Below are 16,590 nucleotides of genomic sequence, written 5' to 3' on the forward strand. Positions count from 1 at the left end.
TCCTCTTCACTATTTGGTTCGCTTTTTGCTGAACTATCAATAAGCTTTAAGAAAGTATTGCCAAATGTGTTCCGTAGCGTTATCAAAAACTGGCAACATTTATAAACCAATAATAAACAATGAGTTATGTAAATACTGCTCCAACATGACTCACAAAAAAGGAATGAGCATCACAAGGATGAGTAACCAAATGCCCCAAACTGCACCAATGCTGTGCATCCATCACACTAAGGATGCAAACCAACAAGCTGCGAGTCTGATAAACTGGCAACAGGAATATGACCAACTCAGCGATGGTCGATTTTTAGGTCAAATTCGAGAACGACGATTTCCCAATTTCCATGTATTTCGTGAAGACAGTAACCGCTCGCTAAGACAGCAATGCAGGATTGAACAGGGAGGTATTTGGTTGGGTTTGAGTACGGAAAATAAGCCGCTACACCTAAATCACAGTCAGTTTAATTCAAGCCAACTTTTGCTTAGGCAAGGTGGCGCTGATTTTGAGTTAATGACACCGGAGCAGTTTTCTATCTATGGAATAGTGCTCGACAAAAACTTCGTTCACATCATAGAAAATCAACTTGAGCTTGGGAGCATCCAAAACAACACATTGCACTTAACGGGGTTGACGGAAAAACACATTCAACAACTTAAATACTGCTTAGGCATGTTACTTGGTTCCGCCGAGCCAAGATGGTCTGAAACCACACATCAAGCAATCTTAAAAGATATTGTGCTGGAGTTGTTCTCACTCAGTTCACTGCACACGAGCCATCCGATATCAATCTCTCATCGTCAACACGTGATGCACCGTATAAAACAACAGCTACAGGATCTAGACTACCGTACGCCGATAACCGTCAGTGAACTGTGTGACGCAGTACACGTCAGTCGTCGCACACTACAGTACACCTTTGAACATTGCTGTAATACTTCCCCAAAGCAGTTCATACATCGAATGCGCCTGAATCAAGTACGTAGAGTGCTACAAAGCCCTGAAGATAATCGAACAATTGCAGAAATCGCTTTTGACTTTGGTTTTTTCCATCTCGGGCAGTTCAGTCAAAGCTACAAGCGGCTATTTGGTGAGACGCCAACTGAAACGAGAAAATGGGAGCCCAGCAAATAAAATGACAGGCAGTATATTCTTTCAGCTCCTGCGTTGGGGCCATGTTATGCAGTCGCAATGATTTGCTGAAACTTAGCATGAAGCTCTTCAAGTGCCGCTTCAACATCCGGTTCTGCACGGCTCAAGTGCGAGATTAACGTCATAAAATAGCAGTCAAAAATCAGCGGTATTTTTCCCTCAAGGACGGAGCTTCCGTTTACAGATTGAAACAAAGCTTGGTTAAACGACTGATAATAATCCAAATCCCAAATCACCTCTTTCAACAAAGCTCGGCTCAGCTCAACGTTCGCAAAATAGTAGCGATAGTATTTCTCCGTCAGCGCCAAACCAATGTCGATATCGGTTTTACCTTCCACACTGACTAGCGTTTCTTGGCTGATCTGTTGCAGTTGCGCCAGCATCCCTTCGCGCAAAATCGACAGTTTAGTCGGGAAATGGCTAAACACTGTGCCATCGGCTACTCCTGCTTCTCTCGCTATCTGCCTTGTGGTCGTCATGTCATAGCCATTTTGAGCAAAAGATGCCCATGCGGCTTTTAGAATTTTATCTCTGGTTTGTTGTCGCTTCGTCATTGATGTGTCTGCTTAATGAACCTGAAAGGATCATACCTTGCGTGGTTGAGATTGACAAATTGAGCGTGCTCATTTATAAAATTGAGCATGCTCATTTTATATAAAAACAAAAGGAATCGCTCATGTACGTATTAAACAAACTAGGCCAAGGATTGATTTTCTTCCCGACCATCTTCTGCTTTTCGTATATTTTAAGACCGATATTAATGGTCATCCTTATTCCAGGAGGACTCGCACTTTTGGCGTTAATCGGTGGCGCAGAAGTCAGAGCGGAACTCAAAGCCATGCTGCTTGAGGAGTTTTTTGGCGTTAGCCCATCGCACACCACCTCGAAAAAGGCGTGAGTGCGCTACAAACGTTGGCAAGGCTAAGTAAAAAAAGAAAACGCGCAGATATCGAGATCTCAATATCTGCGCGTAGATGTGGTGAAAATAAGACTGGCGTTAGTCAGTATTCATGTTCTGGCCAATTCGCCATAAAACGCCACTAGGGTCAAACAAACAACATTCGCGCATGCCCCAAGGTTGCTCGACTAGCTCTGTCAAACGCGAACCAAATTCTTCATGACCCACTTTGGATAAGTGCTGATGCCAGCTTTCTGCGTCTTCTACGAGCAAGTGCATCATGAAGTTATTGCCGTGTTCTGGCTCATAAAAATTCTGTAAAAGAAACGCGCAGCTACCTTGAGAGAAGTATGCTACATCACCGAAGTCCGACGCCATTTCAAAGCCAATCGCCTCATAAAAGCGTTTTGATAGCGCGTAATCTTTCGCCGGAACAAATGATTTGATTTCAACAATATTGAGGTTTTCCATTTCCAATTTCCTAAGCTTTTTCCATAAAACTGACTGACGTAATCTCGCTCTACGCCTTCTATTCGCCTTGCTTAATCTGCTGTGATGACAGTGGCACACACTCTGCCATTTGCGTTTGTAAACACGTGATAAATTTATGTTCGAGTTCTGTACGCTTTTTATCTTGACTCAATAAAACGTAATTGCAACTTGATGGAGAAAACCCAAATGGTGCGACCAAATTACCACGCTTAATATCGTCCATGACAAAAGGATACGATCCCATTGCGACGCCTAAGCCATCCACCGCGGCTTGTATGCAAAAATAAAAATGCGCGAATGATTGCTGAGTGTTGCCGTTGAAAGTTTCACAACGTGTTGATTGCTGCCAATCCGCCCAAGCATTCGGTCTGGTTTGGCTATTCAACAATCGAGCTGCTTTCAAATTGTCTTTAATGGATTGCCAATACTCAGGAGAAAATACCGGCCCCACCCACTCTTCCACAAGAATGGTTTTGTCGTAATCGTGATGCTGCGCAAAATCGTCTCGACGAATCGCCATCGAAAGCCCAGTTGATCCTAATGTTACCGGGCCACCAGCCGTCGACAAACGAACATCAGCACGGTGTTCATCATTAAACGCGGCCAACCTTGGCATCAACCAGCGCATGGTTAATGTCGGTTCACAAGACACTTCAAGATGCTGATGCTTCTCTTGAATAAGCGTATTCACGCCTGTTTCTAGCGTTTGGAATGCCGTTTCTGTGTATGTCTTGAGTAATTCGCCTTCTGCCGTCAACACGACTTTCCTGCCCTCTTTGAAGAACAAAGGTTGAGACAGATATTGCTCAAGTTGCTTGATCTGCTTACTCACGGCTCCGTGGGTAATGTTTAGTTTGTCAGCCGCTTCAGTGTAGCTTGAAGAACTCGCCGCAACGTGGAAGACATAAAAAGATTTCAGGTGACGCATCTGTGAGTTTTTCTCACCAATATGGGAATATTTTTCGATTATAGTCAGTAATAAAGACGCCTACAATTCCGCTACATCCCAGACTTCATCATTCAAACAGGAAACCGATATGGAATTTGTAACTCTTGCGTTATTAGGTGTGCTTATTGTTATTAGCCCTGGCGCAGACTTTGTTTTGGTATTAAGAAATAGCTTAAATCAAGGACGAAAAGCAGGCGTGTACAGTGCGATTGGTATCAGCATGGCGATAAGCATCCACATCGCTTACTCCATGCTGGGGATCAGTTACTTAATTTCACAAAATGAATGGTTGTTTAATCTCGTGCGCTATCTTGGGGCCGCTTATCTTGTCTACCTTGGGATTAAAGGAATATTCTCCTCGCAGCCTGCGTCAAACTCAGAAACCATTCAACAGAGCGAGTATTCAATGTGGCGATTTTTCATGCAGGGATTTCTGTGTAATTTACTCAATCCCAAGACGATGCTGTTTTTTCTGAGTATTTTTAGCCAAGTGATTTCTCCCGACTCTAGTCAGCAACACATCGCCTTTTTTTACGGGATTTATATGATTGCGCTGCATGGTATTTGGTTTTCTATCGTTGCTGTTTTATTCACGTCATCCCAGCTACAAGCTTTCTTGTTGAAGATTAAGCATCGACTCAATCAAGCATGTGGGGCGGGATTGATCATTTTCGGCGCGATGCTGGGCTTAAAGGTGTAGTACGCTTGCGGTCCGATTATCCCAACTCAAATTGATCATTGAACAAGTGGCAGTAATCAATTAAAAATCTACATTTTCAATACTTTAAATTAGAAAAAAACAGCCAACGTGCGCTGGCTGTTTCGATACAGTTAATGGATGACCCGAGCGTCCCCTTTAAATAACTGAGACAGATCGATAGTGAATATCGTCACTGTCGGACGTTTAGGCAGAGCATTTTCGATCGAAAACTCTGGCCCAGCTGGAACGAGGGGGAAGTGAATAGCAGTCGGCCACGTTGACGAAGCTTCATTACCGCCCGGCTCAGATATTGAGAAAGAAAACGCAGGTAAACGGGTCATAACACTTACCTCAAATGACTGATTAGCGGGCTCAAGCGAGCCCGCTTAGGTTTTGCAATGTTATTGTTATTTTAACGCTTACTTAATCACTAACGGTTGATGACGTTAGATATCAAGTTCTTTGTCTTCAACGTGGTTGGTGATCATCGCTTCAGTGGTGATCATCAAGCCAGCAACAGACGCTGCGAATTGAAGCGCTGAACGTGTTACTTTCGCAGGGTCCAAGATGCCCATTTCGATCATGTTGCCGTATTCACCTGTTGCAGCGTTGTAACCGTAATCGGAATCACCAGCTTTGACAGCGTTCGCCACAACAGAAGCTTCGTCACCTGCGTTAGTTGCGATTTGACGAAGAGGCTCTTCCATTGCACGTAGCGCAACTCGGATACCCACGTTTTGGTCATCATTGTCGCCTTTTAGATCCGCCAATTCTTTCGCGATCTTAGTTAGGGCAACACCACCACCAGCAACAATACCTTCTTCAACCGCTGCGCGAGTAGCGTGTAGCGCATCGTCCACGCGATCTTTCTTCTCTTTCATCTCAACTTCGGTTGCAGCGCCGATCTTGATCACCGCTACGCCGCCAGATAGCTTCGCAACACGTTGTTGAAGCTTATCTTTGTCGTATTGAGAAGTGGTTGTTTCGATTTGTTTTTCAATCGAAGCCACACGATCAGCAATCGCGCTTGCTTCTGCTGCGCCACCCACAATGGTTGTTGTGTCTTTGGTAATGGTCACTTTCTTCGCACTACCTAGTTGCTCTAACGTTGCTTTTTCGAGCTCTAGGCCGATTTCTTCAGAGATGACCGTACCAGCAGTTAGTACCGCAATGTCTTCCATCATCGCTTTACGGTTGTCACCAAAGCCAGGCGCTTTCACCGCAGTCGCACGCACGATGCCGCGCATGTTGTTCACAACCAATGTCGCTAGCGCTTCACCTTCGATGTCTTCAGCAATGATCAATAGCGAGCGAGAAGATTTCGCCACTTCTTCTAATACAGGCAATAGCTCGCGGATGCTACTGACTTTTTTGTCCACCAATAGGATGTAAGGGTTGTCTAGCTCTACGCTGCCATTTTCTTGGTTAGTGATGAAGTATGGCGACAAGTAACCGCGGTCGAATTGCATACCTTCAACCACAGACAATTCGTTGTTTAGACCTTGGCCTTCTTCAACCGTAATCACGCCATTGCGACCCACTTTTTCCATCGCTTCTGCAATGATTTCACCGATCGCGCGATCGCTGTTTGCAGAAATGCTACCCACTTGGGTGATGGATTCTTTGTCACTGCATGGCTTAGACATTTCACGTAGTTTCTCAACCGCCGCTTCAGTGGCTTTGTCGATACCACGTTTTAGGTCCATTGGGTTCATGCCAGAGGCTACCGCTTTAAGACCTTCATTGATGAAAGATTGCGCCAGTACGGTAGCCGTCGTTGTACCGTCCCCCGCTTCATCATTCGCTTTGGACGCCACTTGTTTCACCATTTGTGCGCCCATGTTTTCGAACTTATCTTTCAGTTCGATTTCTTTCGCTACAGACACGCCATCTTTGGTGATGGTTGGCGCGCCGTAAGATTTATCAAGCACAACGTTGCGGCCTTTCGGGCCTAGTGTCACTTTTACTGCGTCCGCCAGTAAGTTCACACCTTTCAGCATTTTTTGACGTGCGTCATTAGCAAATAATACGTCTTTTGCAGCCATGGTTATCTCCTCAAAAAACTACTACAAAAATAATTACTCAACGATTGCTAACACATCAGATTCGGACAGAATTAAGTATTCTGCGCCGTCAATTTTCTCGGTTTTCACGCCGTAACCGTCATTGAAAATGATTTGGTCGCCCACTTTGACTTCCATCGCAGCGCGTTCGCCATTTTCGAGGCGTTTACCCAAACCAACAGCGATGACTTTCCCGCGGTTTGATTTTTTCACCGACTGAGAAGTTAAAACGATTCCCCCTTCAGATTTATTTTCCACCTCTTGTCTTTCAACAATTAGCTTGTCATTTAAAGGACGAATTTTCATTTTTAAGTGCCTCCTACTTGGAACCAAAAATAAAAGACAAAATAAACATCAAGATGGATTTGCGAGTCGACAGCTCGCTTTCGATGAAAATAATAAGGTCGAAAAATTAGAGTTCAAGAGGTGAATTTGATAAAAATTTTTTATTAAATTAAATAAAATTTTCTATCGAATTATCGCATTCACAACTACTTAGCATCTCTTTATGATGGAAAATATGCTCAATCAAATCTAGAGTGGTTACGTACTCTTAAAAAGGATAATCAAACAATGAAAAAGGCCGTATCTCTATTTCTTGCAACGTTGTGCGTGAGCTTCCTCTCCCCCAACGTGTCGGCTTCTGAACGCGCTGAACAAGGGTGGCAATTGATTGACAAGGGCGCGATGATTGTCGATGTGCGCACGCCGCAAGAGTTTTCTGAAGGGCATTTGGATAATGCCGTCAACTTCCCTTTATCTGAACTTGATAAACATTTTCAAGACGTCGATAAAGATCAAGCTATCGTGTTGTACTGTCGCAGTGGTAACCGCTCTGGCAAAGCGTATCAATACTTACAATCACAAGGCTTTACGAATCTGCACAATGCCGGTGGCTTAGAAGAACTACAAGACGCCAAATAGTCGTCTCCGTTCTAATATACAAAGTAAAAGCACAGAGCGTGTCGCAAGCGTATTGTAACGCGCTCTGTTTCTAAATACTTATCTACAACAACTCTACTATCTGGGCCCTGCATCAAATTGAGCCAGGTTATCCGATATCTCGATCCATGGCGCTTTCGACGCGACAAAAATATGGAAATCAGGCTTGTGAGAAGGTGTGTCATCCAAGATACCAAGGCGAATATTGACGATCCCATTGTTCTTTTTCGAATACAGGCTCGATCCGCAGTGGCGACAAAAGCATAGCATGGTATTTTCGCTTTTCTGATAAGTTTGAATATCTTCTTTCCCTTGGATAATAAGCAGTTTATCCAACGCAATACCACCGGCAGATGAATAGTCAGAACCTGTGAACTTGCGGCATTCAGAGCAATGGCAATTTCCCATGTACTTAAATTCATCTGCCACTTCCAACTTTACCTTGCCGCACAGACATGAGCCTTTTAGTACTTCCATTTGAATTCCTTTTTGTTATGAATCTAATTGAATTAGATGGCTATCTCGACACCATGCCATTGCAATACGAAAAATTAAAGACAGGCAATACAGGTTTTCAAAAATGAAACGAAAATGTAAAACTTTCCATTCAGAGGGAAGTGCGCTGACACGTGAAAAATCGAGCTATTTTAGATACAAAAACACCAAGCAATAACGCTTGGTGTTTACCTCACAGAATGTCGCCTCAGAAAAGGCGCTTTCCGCTGTGCTTAAAAAATGCAGTGTTTAGTAAAGCTGGTCGCTTCGTTTGCAGTCCAGTCACCTTTCGGCTTATCTTTCAGGTTTTCACACCATTGCTCGCTGCCGACACCATCTTGCAGAACACAATGCTTTGCAAAGTCTACCGCGTTGTCTGCTGTCCATTCTGTTTTTGGCTTATCGCGCATGTCGTTACACCAGCCTTCAGTGCCCACTTCATCACTACAAGCGGTTAAAGCAGAAGCCGCCAACATCAGCATGACTAGTTTTTTCATAAATTTAAGGTTCCAGTTGCAAACAATAGTAAAATTAAACTCAATCTCTTCAACACATGCCCATTCAAGTGTCTGAATAAAGGCGTCACTAGCTGAAGTGACTTTTGTATCAACTATAACGAAATTATCAGTCTACGTGTTAAGACACCGAAAAATTATTGAGCGACTCTGTGTAAAGCGCGCCATTCTAAAAGCTATAGGCAGCGCGCTTTTGTTAGCTCACCAACCTTAAAAGAGCCAGTACCAAAGCACGCTAAACGCAGCTCTAATGCCATTTGTTCAAAGTGATCGACGACAGACTGCGTGCTGATCGTCGCAGCTTTTAATACCGCACCAGCTTGCCCAATGAGATTAGCACCCAAATGAATGGCTTTCGCCGCTTCAAGTCCGTTATGAACACCTCCCGAGGCGATCAAGGGTAATGTAGGACGCAGTGCGCGGATTTGAGCCAAACATGTTGCTGTAGGGACACCCCAATCGCGGAAAAGCTCGGCTGCACGCTGCATTCTCGGATTATCTTGGCAATACCCTTCAACCGCACTCCAGCTTGTACCACCCGCGCCCGCAACGTCAATTGCATCCACACCAGCATCAATTAATCGCTGCGCAACGTGTCCGCTAATACCAAAACCGACTTCTTTGATAATGATAGGAACCTTCACGCGAGATTTAAGCATCTCAATTGCCTGGAAAACACCAACCCAATTGTGGTCGCCATTTTTCTGAAACGCTTCCTGCATTGGATTAACGTGCACAAACAAGGCATCTGCTTGAATCGCCTCAACCGCACGTTGCGCATTATCGAGTTTACCTTTATCGAGCAATTGAGCGGCTCCAAGATTGGAATACAACGGTACTTCTTTCGCCAACTCACGAATGGTTTTACCCAAGCCCGAATGCTGACTTTCTTCTAAGCTAATCCGTTGCGAGCCGACGCCCATGGCAATACCTAATTCACTTGCGGCTTCAGCCAAACGACAATTGATCGTTTCTGCGTCTTTTGCTCCGCCAGTCATCGAGCTAATCAAAAATGGTAGCGCTAATTGATGACCAAGAAACTCTGTCGATAAATCGATCGCGTGAAAGTCACATTCTGGCAGCGCACAGTGTTCAAACTCGACAGACTCAAAACCCGCCGTTTTATGCTTCATGCTCATATCATGATGTAAAACAGCATCTAGGTGTAAATCTTTTCGGTTAGTTTGCGGAGCCATAATGTCACCCTAAAGTAAAATAGTCGCGCAGTATTGCGATCCTTATCAGTAACGTCAATGCGAATTTTGTGAATTTGCCGGATTACTTTTCCGAAACGAGTAATGAATCTCGACTCCCCCTGACATTATAAGAAAAGAAACTCGCTTTCCGTTTTCAACAAGCCGGCAAGTTTCTCTTCAAATTGAGATAATCAGCGTATGATACCCATGATGCAAATGGATCACATTGCTTTGTGGTTTACTTTACGCTGTCCGACAGAATTAGCGACACAACAGTGCTTGTCGTCGTTGGTTCAAACTGTTCGGGATCATCACAGAATTGAATTTTTCCTTTTTCTTCTACATGGAACAGCGGTACAACTGAACTACCTTTGTGATGCGCTAAATAGTCTTGATACGTGAAGTTATCGCTCAATTTCGTGTGTTTAACCTCTGCACCACGACTTAACATACTGGCTAGCTGGGTATAGCTTACATTGCCGCCCATCAGCAATTTACCATGGTACTCCTGAGCCACGGAGTGCTTCTCGCTGCCATTGCCGTTGGTTTTCACTTTTTGTAAGCAGTGAACTTTATCTTCCCCAAACTCGTCGACGAATTGCATGCAAGCCATAATGTTGAAATGCTGATCGGGCGTTAATGCAACCACTTGTCCAACTCCTATCAAGTTCAAGTTGTCGTCCGCGTGACTAGAAATAGGGTTGCCGTAATAGTAATCCAATCCCAACATACGAACCTGACTGATGTACTCCCAGTTTGAGTCAGTCATTAATACGCGACGGTCATAACGCGCCAGCGCCTGCCCTATTTCTCTTGCTACTCGGTTAGCACCAATCAACAAGAAGCCGCGTGGTGCTGGCTCTGCGACGCCCAATGTCAGCGCTACAGGACGTGCCGTCGCACTTTGTAACACGACCGTTCCTATAATCACCATGAAGGTCATAGGGACCAGTAAAATCGCTTCATCAATGCCGTATTCGGTCAATTTGATCGCGAAAAGAGACGAAATCGAAGCAGCAACAATACCGCGCGGTGCAACCCAAGACAAAAACAGCTTATCTTTAAGACGCAAGTTGCTGCGGAAGGTTGAAAGAAAAATCGATAACGGACGCGACACTAACTGCATAAATACAAACAACAATAACGCACCGCTACCTAGCGCAGCAAAATCATCCAGACTGATTCGAGCCGCAAGGAAGATGAACAATCCGGTGATCAGTAAAATGGTTAAATGCTCTTTAAAGTGCAGAATTTGCTGAATATTGATGTCTTTAGCGTTTGCGAGCCACATACCCATTACGGTGACGGTTAGTAACCCAGCTTCAGACTCAATGTGGTTAGAGACCGAAAATACACCTAGAACCACCATCAAAACCGCAAATGGCTGCAAATATTCCGGTAGCCAAGAGCGACGCATGATCGTCGCAACTGCATAGCCTGAGGCCGCACCTAGCATGACACCGACAGCAATGATCGTCCCAAACACTTCGACGCTATTTATCGCGCTGTGAGATACGATAAACTCGTAAACCATCACAACAAAAAGCGCACCGAGCGGGTCAATCAAAATCCCTTCCCATCGCAAAATGTTAGCAAGCGTACTGTTAGGTCTTACGGTTCGTAGAAGTGGCACGATGACCGTCGGCCCTGTTACTACGGTTAAGCTGCCGAACAACATGGCAAGCTCCCAAGTAAAGCCGAGGAAATAGTGTGTTGCGATACTGGTCGCCGCCCACGAAATGATCGCCCCGATGGAAACAATGCTCCATACCGAACCACTCACGCCACGAATTTCTTTAAAATTTAAGGTCAAACTGCCTTCAAATAAAATCACTGCCACCGCCAAAGAGACCAACGGAAAGAGCAAATTACCTAATATCTCATCAGGATTTAACCACTGCATAAATGGCCCGACGATCAGCCCTGCCAACAACAAAAATAAAATCGCTGGCAAACGCAATCGCCAAGCTAACCATTGGCAACCTAAACCAATAACCCCAACCGCTGACAGCACCAGCGCTTCATTACCCACTTGCATCAATAATTACCTGTTTTTGTCTTTTTTCGCGTGAATGCGCTATACCCGAATACATTCAGCCTTACGGTCAAATAGAAACAACCGAACGTGCAAATCAAACGACTGACCTTCGATGACATCGCTACGAAACGCACATGTTTGAAGTCCTTTGGCGATCGCATCAGAACTATGAATATAGTTGACCCCCAATGACTTAACGACTCATTTTTGTTCATCAGGTCTTAAAGTGGCACACAAGTGTGCGACTTTGTCGAATTCATCATTACGCATTGAGTTTCATTATGTAGAATGATTTCTGAAGAAAGCGCGGAACCTAGCACTATATGAGGCTAAGGCATAGAGCATGAACTAAGCTTTAGCGTAAGTGCTCAAAGTTAAGAATCGTGGGTCACGCGACGTACGCAAGGAGAAATGGATTGTACGTAATACTAGCACTGTTCATGGCGTGTCTCGCCATCCTCATCGGAGTGAAAGCCGCCAACCGAGCTGCACTTTTAGAAAAAGAACTAACCAAACTTCGTGAGGAAGTCACATCACTACGAGCCAGTGTCCATGGGGGCTCAAACCCACAAGCGCACCAACAATCCAGCATCGAAAAAGACACACCATCTGTAGCGACGTCACCTCACATAGAATCACCACAGAAAAATGTCTCATCCTCTGGGGAACATGATCCAGCTGCCAACCTAGACTTGGACCAGAGCGCTGCGAATCAAGGGTACGCCCAGACAAGAGAAGTGCAACTGGATGTTTTTAGTCAAGAAAATGAGTCATTCCTTCAGAGTAAAGTTCAGAGCCTGCTTAGCAACATTCAAGAAAATTGGTTGGTTTGGGTAGGCGCATTGGCCATGCTGATCGGTGGAGGTTATCTCGTACAGGTGATTGGTAGTCACATCCAGTTTTCGCCATTTATGCGAGTGTCCTTTGCCTTTGTGATCTCATTACTTATGGTGCTTGTTGGCGAGTGGTTTCACCGTAAAGAACAACAGAATCCGCAACGGGCAGCACGAGCCCAAGGCTTTACGTATGTTCCTGCTGCTGTTACCGGTACGGGATTAACGGGCATTTACTGCACCGTCATTTTTGCCTTTGTGGTTTATCAAATGCTAACGCCGAGTATCTCGTTGATCATCTTGGCTTCAGCGGCATTTTTCAGTTTAGCATTATCATTGCGACAAGGGCCGTTAATGGCCGTGCTTGGCTTAATTGGTGGCTACACAGCACCACTGTGGATTGGGGGTAATGAACCCAACTACTTTTTGTTAGCCGGATACATCTGCGCAATTTCGTTCGCGGCGACCTTATTGATGCAAAAAGTGCGTAGGTCATGGATTACGCCAAGTATCGCGATTCCACATGTCATTTGGATGTTGCTGTTGATTGAGAGTGTACCAACAGAACTGTTGTTCTCGTGGCTCGCGATTTATCTCTCCATCACTTTGTATCTCATTTTCGCGGTTCCGAGAATGGGTTGGATGCTCAATCCTCGCTTTCGTCACTATCAAAGCAAGTGGACAAACTCGCCGACCGCTACCGCTCTCGCAACTGCTTTATTGACCTTTTCTGCCGTCACCAGAATGCCGGAGCTGAACACTCTACAAATGGCGTACTGTTATACGCTGCTTGTTGCGATCATCTGGCTACCAGCACTTCGTACAGGCTGGTCATTACGTGTATTTTTGCCATCCATTCTCGTCTCGGCAACCGCGCTGATTGTTCTTACTATCGCTTTTGATGCGCTGTATATGTTAGAGCGAGAAGCTAGCATCCTATTCGCATTGGCGGTGAGTATTGCGCTGATCTGCTATCGAACATATTACCAATCACTTAGTGACCGTTCGCAACTCAGTGGGCTGCTTCTGCTGGTACTGGCTCCCGCGATGAGCTTAATTACGTTGTTTTATATTGACGAATTTATGCAAGGCTACCTGTGGTATTGGACTGCATTCTGCGCATTGATGGCCACTTACTACGTTGTGCTTGGTCAGCGTGCACGTTCGTTGGCATTAGAATGCTCTGCCGTTATGCATGCTTTAATCGTAGGTATCGCTTTTGTTTGGTTGAGCGATACTTGGTTAACAACAGCAATCTCAATACAAGTTGCGATAATGGCCTTACAGGCTCAAGTCGGGTTATTTCGACCTGCGAGTTGGGCGATTAAAGTGACAATGGGAATACTGGTTATCCGACTCACGCTGCTACCTTTCATCCCCGAGTGGCAACCGGTAGAAGCTGGGCATTGGGCTTGGGTTCTTGTGAGTTATATGCCTTCTCTCTTCATCTTGTCTTATGCTCGTTCAACACTAAAACAAGTGGACCGAGAACTGACCAACTGGTTTGAAGGGGCGTTTTTACATGTATTCTTAATGGCATTGTTCACCCAAACTAACTACTGGTTAACGGGGCAATATGGTTACTTGGGGCACATCGACTTCACAAGTGCGGCAGTCTTTGCCAATCAAGCATTAGTTATGGGTTTGGTATACAGCTACCGCAGCCAATTTGCGCAACGCTTAAGCCGTATCTACGAAATCTATAGTTACTTGCTTTGGTGCGCGTTCGCTATATTGATTATTTTGCTTAATACGGCAGAATCGCCGTTGGTGACTGATAACGTCTCGGCACAAGCACTTCCCATCTTTAACATGCTGAGTATCGGCTGGCTGTTACCAGCTTGCATCCTGCTTATCGCAACGTTTAAGCGCTGGAATACGTTGCAAGTTCATCGATTTGCGATTGCTAGTCTAGGCTTTTTACTTGCAGCCATTTGGTTAGGGATGTCTATCCGTCAATTCTGGCAAACCACATCGATGATGCTGTATCAGCCAACCAGCATGGCAGAGTTGTTCAGTTATTCAGTGGCTGGCTTGCTCGTAGGTGGATTGCTTACTTGGCGCGGCGTGACCCAACAGGGGCTGATGATGCAGCGTGTCGGTCTAGTGGTCCTTGCCTGTGTCGCACTGAAAGTATTCTTATGGGATGTGAGCTCTCTGGATGGGTTCTGGCGAGCGATAAGCTTCTTAGGCTTAGGTGCGTCTTTGATAGCACTTGGATGGCTATTCCAGAAATTGAATCGTTCGGTGGCAAAAGCACTCGAGCCCTAGACGAGTCAAAGAGAGATTCCCGACAGTGCGCTGTTTTCGTTATTGGGGGACGATAACAGTGTAAAGCCGGGAATCATTGGAGTGTTCGTTACTTCAGTAAAGCGACCACAGTATGACGACGCACGTTTGCTTGCGCATTCAATGCCTGAAAAGTCGAAGTAAACTCGCCAGACTTTTGCATGAATCCATCCAGTTTTGCATTCACCTCATTGACTGAAAGCTGTGCGGTTTTGGTTTGGATAGAACGCATTTGAGTATTCAGTTCACCATGAAAAGCTTTCGCTTCCTGCAAGCTCGTTTGAACTTGTTTCAGATGCTGATTTACTTTGGCAATCGTCTGCTTGATGCCGTCGCGTGAGCCTAGATCAAACCCGAGCTCCGCAATACCATCTGGCTCAGACTTTAAGTTCAAAACGTTAGGCTGTCCCGCAGGGAATCGGTGCCCTTCCCCCGTTACCATCACCTTTTGCTGCATTTGTTGATAAGCGTTGTCTCTGGCTTCAAATAAAATGCTGCCATCATCGGCTAATGAGGCTCGCATTCCTAACGCAATCAAGCTGCGATCCAGCATTTTGACCGTTCGCTCACCGTCTGATTGTCCATCAAACTGAATCATCACCGCTTGACCTTGAGGAAAATCCAAACGGATTTGCTCGGCCTTGTCGCTTAAGCGATGAACATTCAAACCTGGAATAGAAAAGCGACGAATATCCGCTTTATCCAGTTTTAAGTGCAGTTCGTTATTTAGGACTTTCTGGCCATCGAAACGTGCTTGCTCAACGACTTTTTGGATGGTGGCTTTAGAGCGAACCAATGTATCCTGCAAACCAGGAACATTTTGTACGCCTTGATTAACAGCTTGCGTCAAACCACGTTTAATTTGCGTGAGCTCTTTGCCAATCACCTGCAGTGATTTGGACGCGATCTGAACCGCCGTGGCTTGCTGCTGACCCTGCGTAAGCTGAATACCAGATACAGAGTAGGCTGACGCAGTGTCAGCCTGAATTTGCGCCGGGCGCGGTTTAATTGCCGTACTTGAGTCTGCAGAACGGGTCGGCATGATAGAGGCTTGTTCTTGTCCACCTAAGCGTATGCTATGGGGTCTAACCTCTACTGTACTCATTACCATAAAAAGAACTTCCTAACCTTATAAACGGTCAAACAGCGACAAACCATCGATCTTCACATAGCTTGCTTGCGTTGCTTGCAAAGCGGCCATGTAATTACTCAATCGTACCGACGCTTCACCATAGTCCAGAGCAGAGAGGTCTCCAGATACTTTGTCAACGAACAGCTTGTTTTCACTGTGCGCGCCACCAACAAGATCTAAGTTGTTGTGTCGACCACCAATCTCAGTCATGGTCCCTAGTACGTTTGAAAAAGTATCGTCGATAGCGCTGATACTCGCCTCAACTTCAGCTCTGAAGTTGGCGGTAGGGCTCTCAAACTCTTTGATCAGCGCATCAATTTGGTTAAGCACGTTATGGCCTCCCCCAAGGTCCAATATTTCTTTTGCAGTCATATTGGAATCCATCGTGACACCTTTAGCAATTGTTACTACGCGCTTGTCACTATTACCTTCAATTACGTAGCTGCCGCTCGCTTTACTTACAGCCGCAGTATCCGTTTTAGTACCAGAGAAAAGGTAGTGCCCTTCTTCATCCTGCGCGTTAAAAGACGACTCAATAGAGTCACGGTAACTCTTAAGCTCTGTAATCATACCGCCACGACTTTCGTCAGTAAGAGAGCCGTTCGCACCCCAAAGCGCGATGTCTCGCATGCTTTTTAAGCTTTCTTTGATCGAATCTAAATGGGTTTCTTGACTCGATAGCGTCGTTTTTACGTTTTCAATGTTGTTTTTGTACTGAGCAATCGCACTGGTTTCTCGGTCTAAGTTAAGCAACTTGATCGAAGCCATTGGATCATCAGACAGCTTGGTTAAGCGCTTGCCAGTAGACATCTGTTGCAGAGCTTCGCCTAATCCCGCGCTATTGCTCTGCAAGCTGTGCAACATCATTTGACTAAATTGATTGTCACTAATTCGCATCTAA

General features: G+C 45.2%; 17 protein-coding genes. 5 read left to right on the forward strand and 12 right to left on the reverse strand.

Features of this window, described 5'->3' with window-relative positions; translation table 11 throughout:
• Positions 1 to 178: 178 nt before the first annotated feature.
• The gene (locus R7P80_RS14035) at positions 179 to 1,129 is read left to right on the forward strand and encodes a helix-turn-helix domain-containing protein (protein WP_225491674.1); all 951 of its coding nucleotides are present in this window, start codon (positions 179 to 181) and stop codon (positions 1,127 to 1,129) included.
• A 44-nt stretch (positions 1,130 to 1,173) separates the two neighbouring features.
• Here R7P80_RS14035 and R7P80_RS14040 read toward each other — a convergent pair whose 3' ends face one another.
• Complete coding sequence (locus tag R7P80_RS14040) at positions 1,174 to 1,701, reverse strand: TetR/AcrR family transcriptional regulator (protein WP_005373975.1); 528 nt, start codon at positions 1,699 to 1,701, stop codon at positions 1,174 to 1,176.
• Positions 1,702 to 1,823: 122 nt separating this feature from the next.
• On the opposite strand from R7P80_RS14040, the gene R7P80_RS14045 reads away from it, so the two are divergent.
• Complete coding sequence (locus R7P80_RS14045) at positions 1,824 to 2,045, forward strand: hypothetical protein (RefSeq protein WP_017635120.1); 222 nt, start codon at positions 1,824 to 1,826, stop codon at positions 2,043 to 2,045.
• Positions 2,046 to 2,144: 99 nt separating this feature from the next.
• On the opposite strand, the gene R7P80_RS14050 is transcribed toward R7P80_RS14045, so the two are convergent.
• Both R7P80_RS14050 and R7P80_RS14055 read right to left on the reverse strand, forming a co-directional pair.
• Positions 2,145 to 2,516 carry a VOC family protein gene (locus R7P80_RS14050; RefSeq protein WP_005373979.1) on the reverse strand — a complete coding sequence of 124 codons (372 nt, stop codon included), beginning with the start codon at positions 2,514 to 2,516 and terminating at the stop codon, positions 2,145 to 2,147.
• Positions 2,517 to 2,574: 58 nt separating this feature from the next.
• Positions 2,575 to 3,465 carry a LysR family transcriptional regulator gene (locus R7P80_RS14055; protein WP_225491673.1) on the reverse strand — a complete coding sequence of 297 codons (891 nt, stop codon included), beginning with the start codon at positions 3,463 to 3,465 and terminating at the stop codon, positions 2,575 to 2,577.
• Between the two features lie 109 nt (positions 3,466 to 3,574).
• On the opposite strand from R7P80_RS14055, the gene R7P80_RS14060 reads away from it, so the two are divergent.
• Positions 3,575 to 4,186 carry a LysE family translocator gene (locus R7P80_RS14060; RefSeq protein WP_033906294.1) on the forward strand — a complete coding sequence of 204 codons (612 nt, stop codon included), beginning with the start codon at positions 3,575 to 3,577 and terminating at the stop codon, positions 4,184 to 4,186.
• Between the two features lie 131 nt (positions 4,187 to 4,317).
• On the opposite strand, the gene R7P80_RS14065 is transcribed toward R7P80_RS14060, so the two are convergent.
• The 3 genes from R7P80_RS14065 to R7P80_RS14075 all read right to left on the reverse strand — a co-directional run bounded on the left by R7P80_RS14065 (position 4,318) and on the right by R7P80_RS14075 (position 6,555).
• Positions 4,318 to 4,527 (reverse strand): hypothetical protein, encoded by a 210-nt coding sequence (locus R7P80_RS14065; protein WP_005373984.1) that lies wholly within the window; start codon positions 4,525 to 4,527, stop codon positions 4,318 to 4,320.
• A gap of 105 nt (positions 4,528 to 4,632) precedes the next feature.
• Positions 4,633 to 6,231, reverse strand: a complete 1,599-nt coding sequence (groL, locus tag R7P80_RS14070; protein WP_053304624.1) for a chaperonin GroEL — start codon at positions 6,229 to 6,231, stop codon at positions 4,633 to 4,635.
• A gap of 33 nt (positions 6,232 to 6,264) precedes the next feature.
• Positions 6,265 to 6,555 carry a co-chaperone GroES gene (locus R7P80_RS14075; protein WP_005373989.1) on the reverse strand — a complete coding sequence of 97 codons (291 nt, stop codon included), beginning with the start codon at positions 6,553 to 6,555 and terminating at the stop codon, positions 6,265 to 6,267.
• A gap of 267 nt (positions 6,556 to 6,822) precedes the next feature.
• Here R7P80_RS14075 and R7P80_RS14080 point away from each other — a divergent pair, with 267 nt between their 5' ends.
• Positions 6,823 to 7,173, forward strand: coding sequence for a rhodanese-like domain-containing protein (locus R7P80_RS14080; RefSeq protein WP_151515805.1), 351 nt, complete (start codon positions 6,823 to 6,825; stop codon positions 7,171 to 7,173).
• Positions 7,174 to 7,269: 96 nt separating this feature from the next.
• On the opposite strand, the gene R7P80_RS14085 is transcribed toward R7P80_RS14080, so the two are convergent.
• The 4 genes from R7P80_RS14085 to R7P80_RS14100 all read right to left on the reverse strand — a co-directional run bounded on the left by R7P80_RS14085 (position 7,270) and on the right by R7P80_RS14100 (position 11,435).
• Complete coding sequence (locus tag R7P80_RS14085; protein ID WP_033906292.1) at positions 7,270 to 7,668, reverse strand: GFA family protein; 399 nt, start codon at positions 7,666 to 7,668, stop codon at positions 7,270 to 7,272.
• Between the two features lie 251 nt (positions 7,669 to 7,919).
• A complete protein-coding gene (locus R7P80_RS14090; protein WP_005373992.1) occupies positions 7,920 to 8,183 on the reverse strand; it encodes a DUF3012 domain-containing protein in 264 nt (87 codons plus the stop codon).
• Between the two features lie 194 nt (positions 8,184 to 8,377).
• Positions 8,378 to 9,397 carry a type 2 isopentenyl-diphosphate Delta-isomerase gene (fni, locus tag R7P80_RS14095; protein WP_213903198.1) on the reverse strand — a complete coding sequence of 340 codons (1,020 nt, stop codon included), beginning with the start codon at positions 9,395 to 9,397 and terminating at the stop codon, positions 8,378 to 8,380.
• A gap of 238 nt (positions 9,398 to 9,635) precedes the next feature.
• Positions 9,636 to 11,435 carry a cation:proton antiporter gene (locus R7P80_RS14100; RefSeq protein ID WP_005373994.1) on the reverse strand — a complete coding sequence of 600 codons (1,800 nt, stop codon included), beginning with the start codon at positions 11,433 to 11,435 and terminating at the stop codon, positions 9,636 to 9,638.
• Positions 11,436 to 11,875: 440 nt separating this feature from the next.
• On the opposite strand from R7P80_RS14100, the gene R7P80_RS14105 reads away from it, so the two are divergent.
• On the forward strand, positions 11,876 to 14,539 hold the full coding sequence (locus tag R7P80_RS14105) for a DUF2339 domain-containing protein (protein WP_406707482.1): 2,664 nt from the start codon (positions 11,876 to 11,878) through the stop codon (positions 14,537 to 14,539).
• Between the two features lie 88 nt (positions 14,540 to 14,627).
• On the opposite strand, the gene R7P80_RS14110 is transcribed toward R7P80_RS14105, so the two are convergent.
• Together R7P80_RS14110 and flgL are read right to left on the reverse strand one after the other, a co-directional pair.
• Positions 14,628 to 15,668, reverse strand: coding sequence for a flagellin (locus R7P80_RS14110; protein ID WP_136976308.1), 1,041 nt, complete (start codon positions 15,666 to 15,668; stop codon positions 14,628 to 14,630).
• A gap of 18 nt (positions 15,669 to 15,686) precedes the next feature.
• Positions 15,687 to 16,586 carry a flagellar hook-associated protein FlgL gene (gene flgL / locus R7P80_RS14115; protein WP_005373998.1) on the reverse strand — a complete coding sequence of 300 codons (900 nt, stop codon included), beginning with the start codon at positions 16,584 to 16,586 and terminating at the stop codon, positions 15,687 to 15,689.
• Between the last annotated feature and the right edge of the window lie 4 nt (positions 16,587 to 16,590).

This window comes from Vibrio sp. 2092 (assembly GCF_033339635.1).
Lineage (GTDB): Bacteria > Pseudomonadota > Gammaproteobacteria > Enterobacterales > Vibrionaceae > Vibrio > Vibrio alginolyticus.

What these genes read in the sequence shown, in the direction of transcription:
- R7P80_RS14035 (WP_225491674.1), top strand. Translation starts at nt 179, where the DNA reads ATGAGTAACCAAATGCCCCAAACTGCACCAATGCTGTGCATCCATCAC.
- R7P80_RS14040 (WP_005373975.1), bottom strand. Translation starts at nt 1,701, where the DNA reads ATGACGAAGCGACAACAAACCAGAGATAAAATTCTAAAAGCCGCATGG.
- R7P80_RS14045 (WP_017635120.1), top strand. Translation starts at nt 1,824, where the DNA reads ATGTACGTATTAAACAAACTAGGCCAAGGATTGATTTTCTTCCCGACC.
- R7P80_RS14050 (WP_005373979.1), bottom strand. Translation starts at nt 2,516, where the DNA reads ATGGAAAACCTCAATATTGTTGAAATCAAATCATTTGTTCCGGCGAAA.
- R7P80_RS14055 (WP_225491673.1), bottom strand. Translation starts at nt 3,465, where the DNA reads ATGCGTCACCTGAAATCTTTTTATGTCTTCCACGTTGCGGCGAGTTCT.
- R7P80_RS14060 (WP_033906294.1), top strand. Translation starts at nt 3,575, where the DNA reads ATGGAATTTGTAACTCTTGCGTTATTAGGTGTGCTTATTGTTATTAGC.
- R7P80_RS14065 (WP_005373984.1), bottom strand. Translation starts at nt 4,527, where the DNA reads ATGACCCGTTTACCTGCGTTTTCTTTCTCAATATCTGAGCCGGGCGGT.
- groL (WP_053304624.1), bottom strand. Translation starts at nt 6,231, where the DNA reads ATGGCTGCAAAAGACGTATTATTTGCTAATGACGCACGTCAAAAAATG.
- R7P80_RS14075 (WP_005373989.1), bottom strand. Translation starts at nt 6,555, where the DNA reads ATGAAAATTCGTCCTTTAAATGACAAGCTAATTGTTGAAAGACAAGAG.
- R7P80_RS14080 (WP_151515805.1), top strand. Translation starts at nt 6,823, where the DNA reads ATGAAAAAGGCCGTATCTCTATTTCTTGCAACGTTGTGCGTGAGCTTC.
- R7P80_RS14085 (WP_033906292.1), bottom strand. Translation starts at nt 7,668, where the DNA reads ATGGAAGTACTAAAAGGCTCATGTCTGTGCGGCAAGGTAAAGTTGGAA.
- R7P80_RS14090 (WP_005373992.1), bottom strand. Translation starts at nt 8,183, where the DNA reads ATGAAAAAACTAGTCATGCTGATGTTGGCGGCTTCTGCTTTAACCGCT.
- fni (WP_213903198.1), bottom strand. Translation starts at nt 9,397, where the DNA reads ATGGCTCCGCAAACTAACCGAAAAGATTTACACCTAGATGCTGTTTTA.
- R7P80_RS14100 (WP_005373994.1), bottom strand. Translation starts at nt 11,435, where the DNA reads ATGCAAGTGGGTAATGAAGCGCTGGTGCTGTCAGCGGTTGGGGTTATT.
- R7P80_RS14105 (WP_406707482.1), top strand. Translation starts at nt 11,876, where the DNA reads ATGGCGTGTCTCGCCATCCTCATCGGAGTGAAAGCCGCCAACCGAGCT.
- R7P80_RS14110 (WP_136976308.1), bottom strand. Translation starts at nt 15,668, where the DNA reads ATGGTAATGAGTACAGTAGAGGTTAGACCCCATAGCATACGCTTAGGT.
- flgL (WP_005373998.1), bottom strand. Translation starts at nt 16,586, where the DNA reads ATGCGAATTAGTGACAATCAATTTAGTCAAATGATGTTGCACAGCTTG.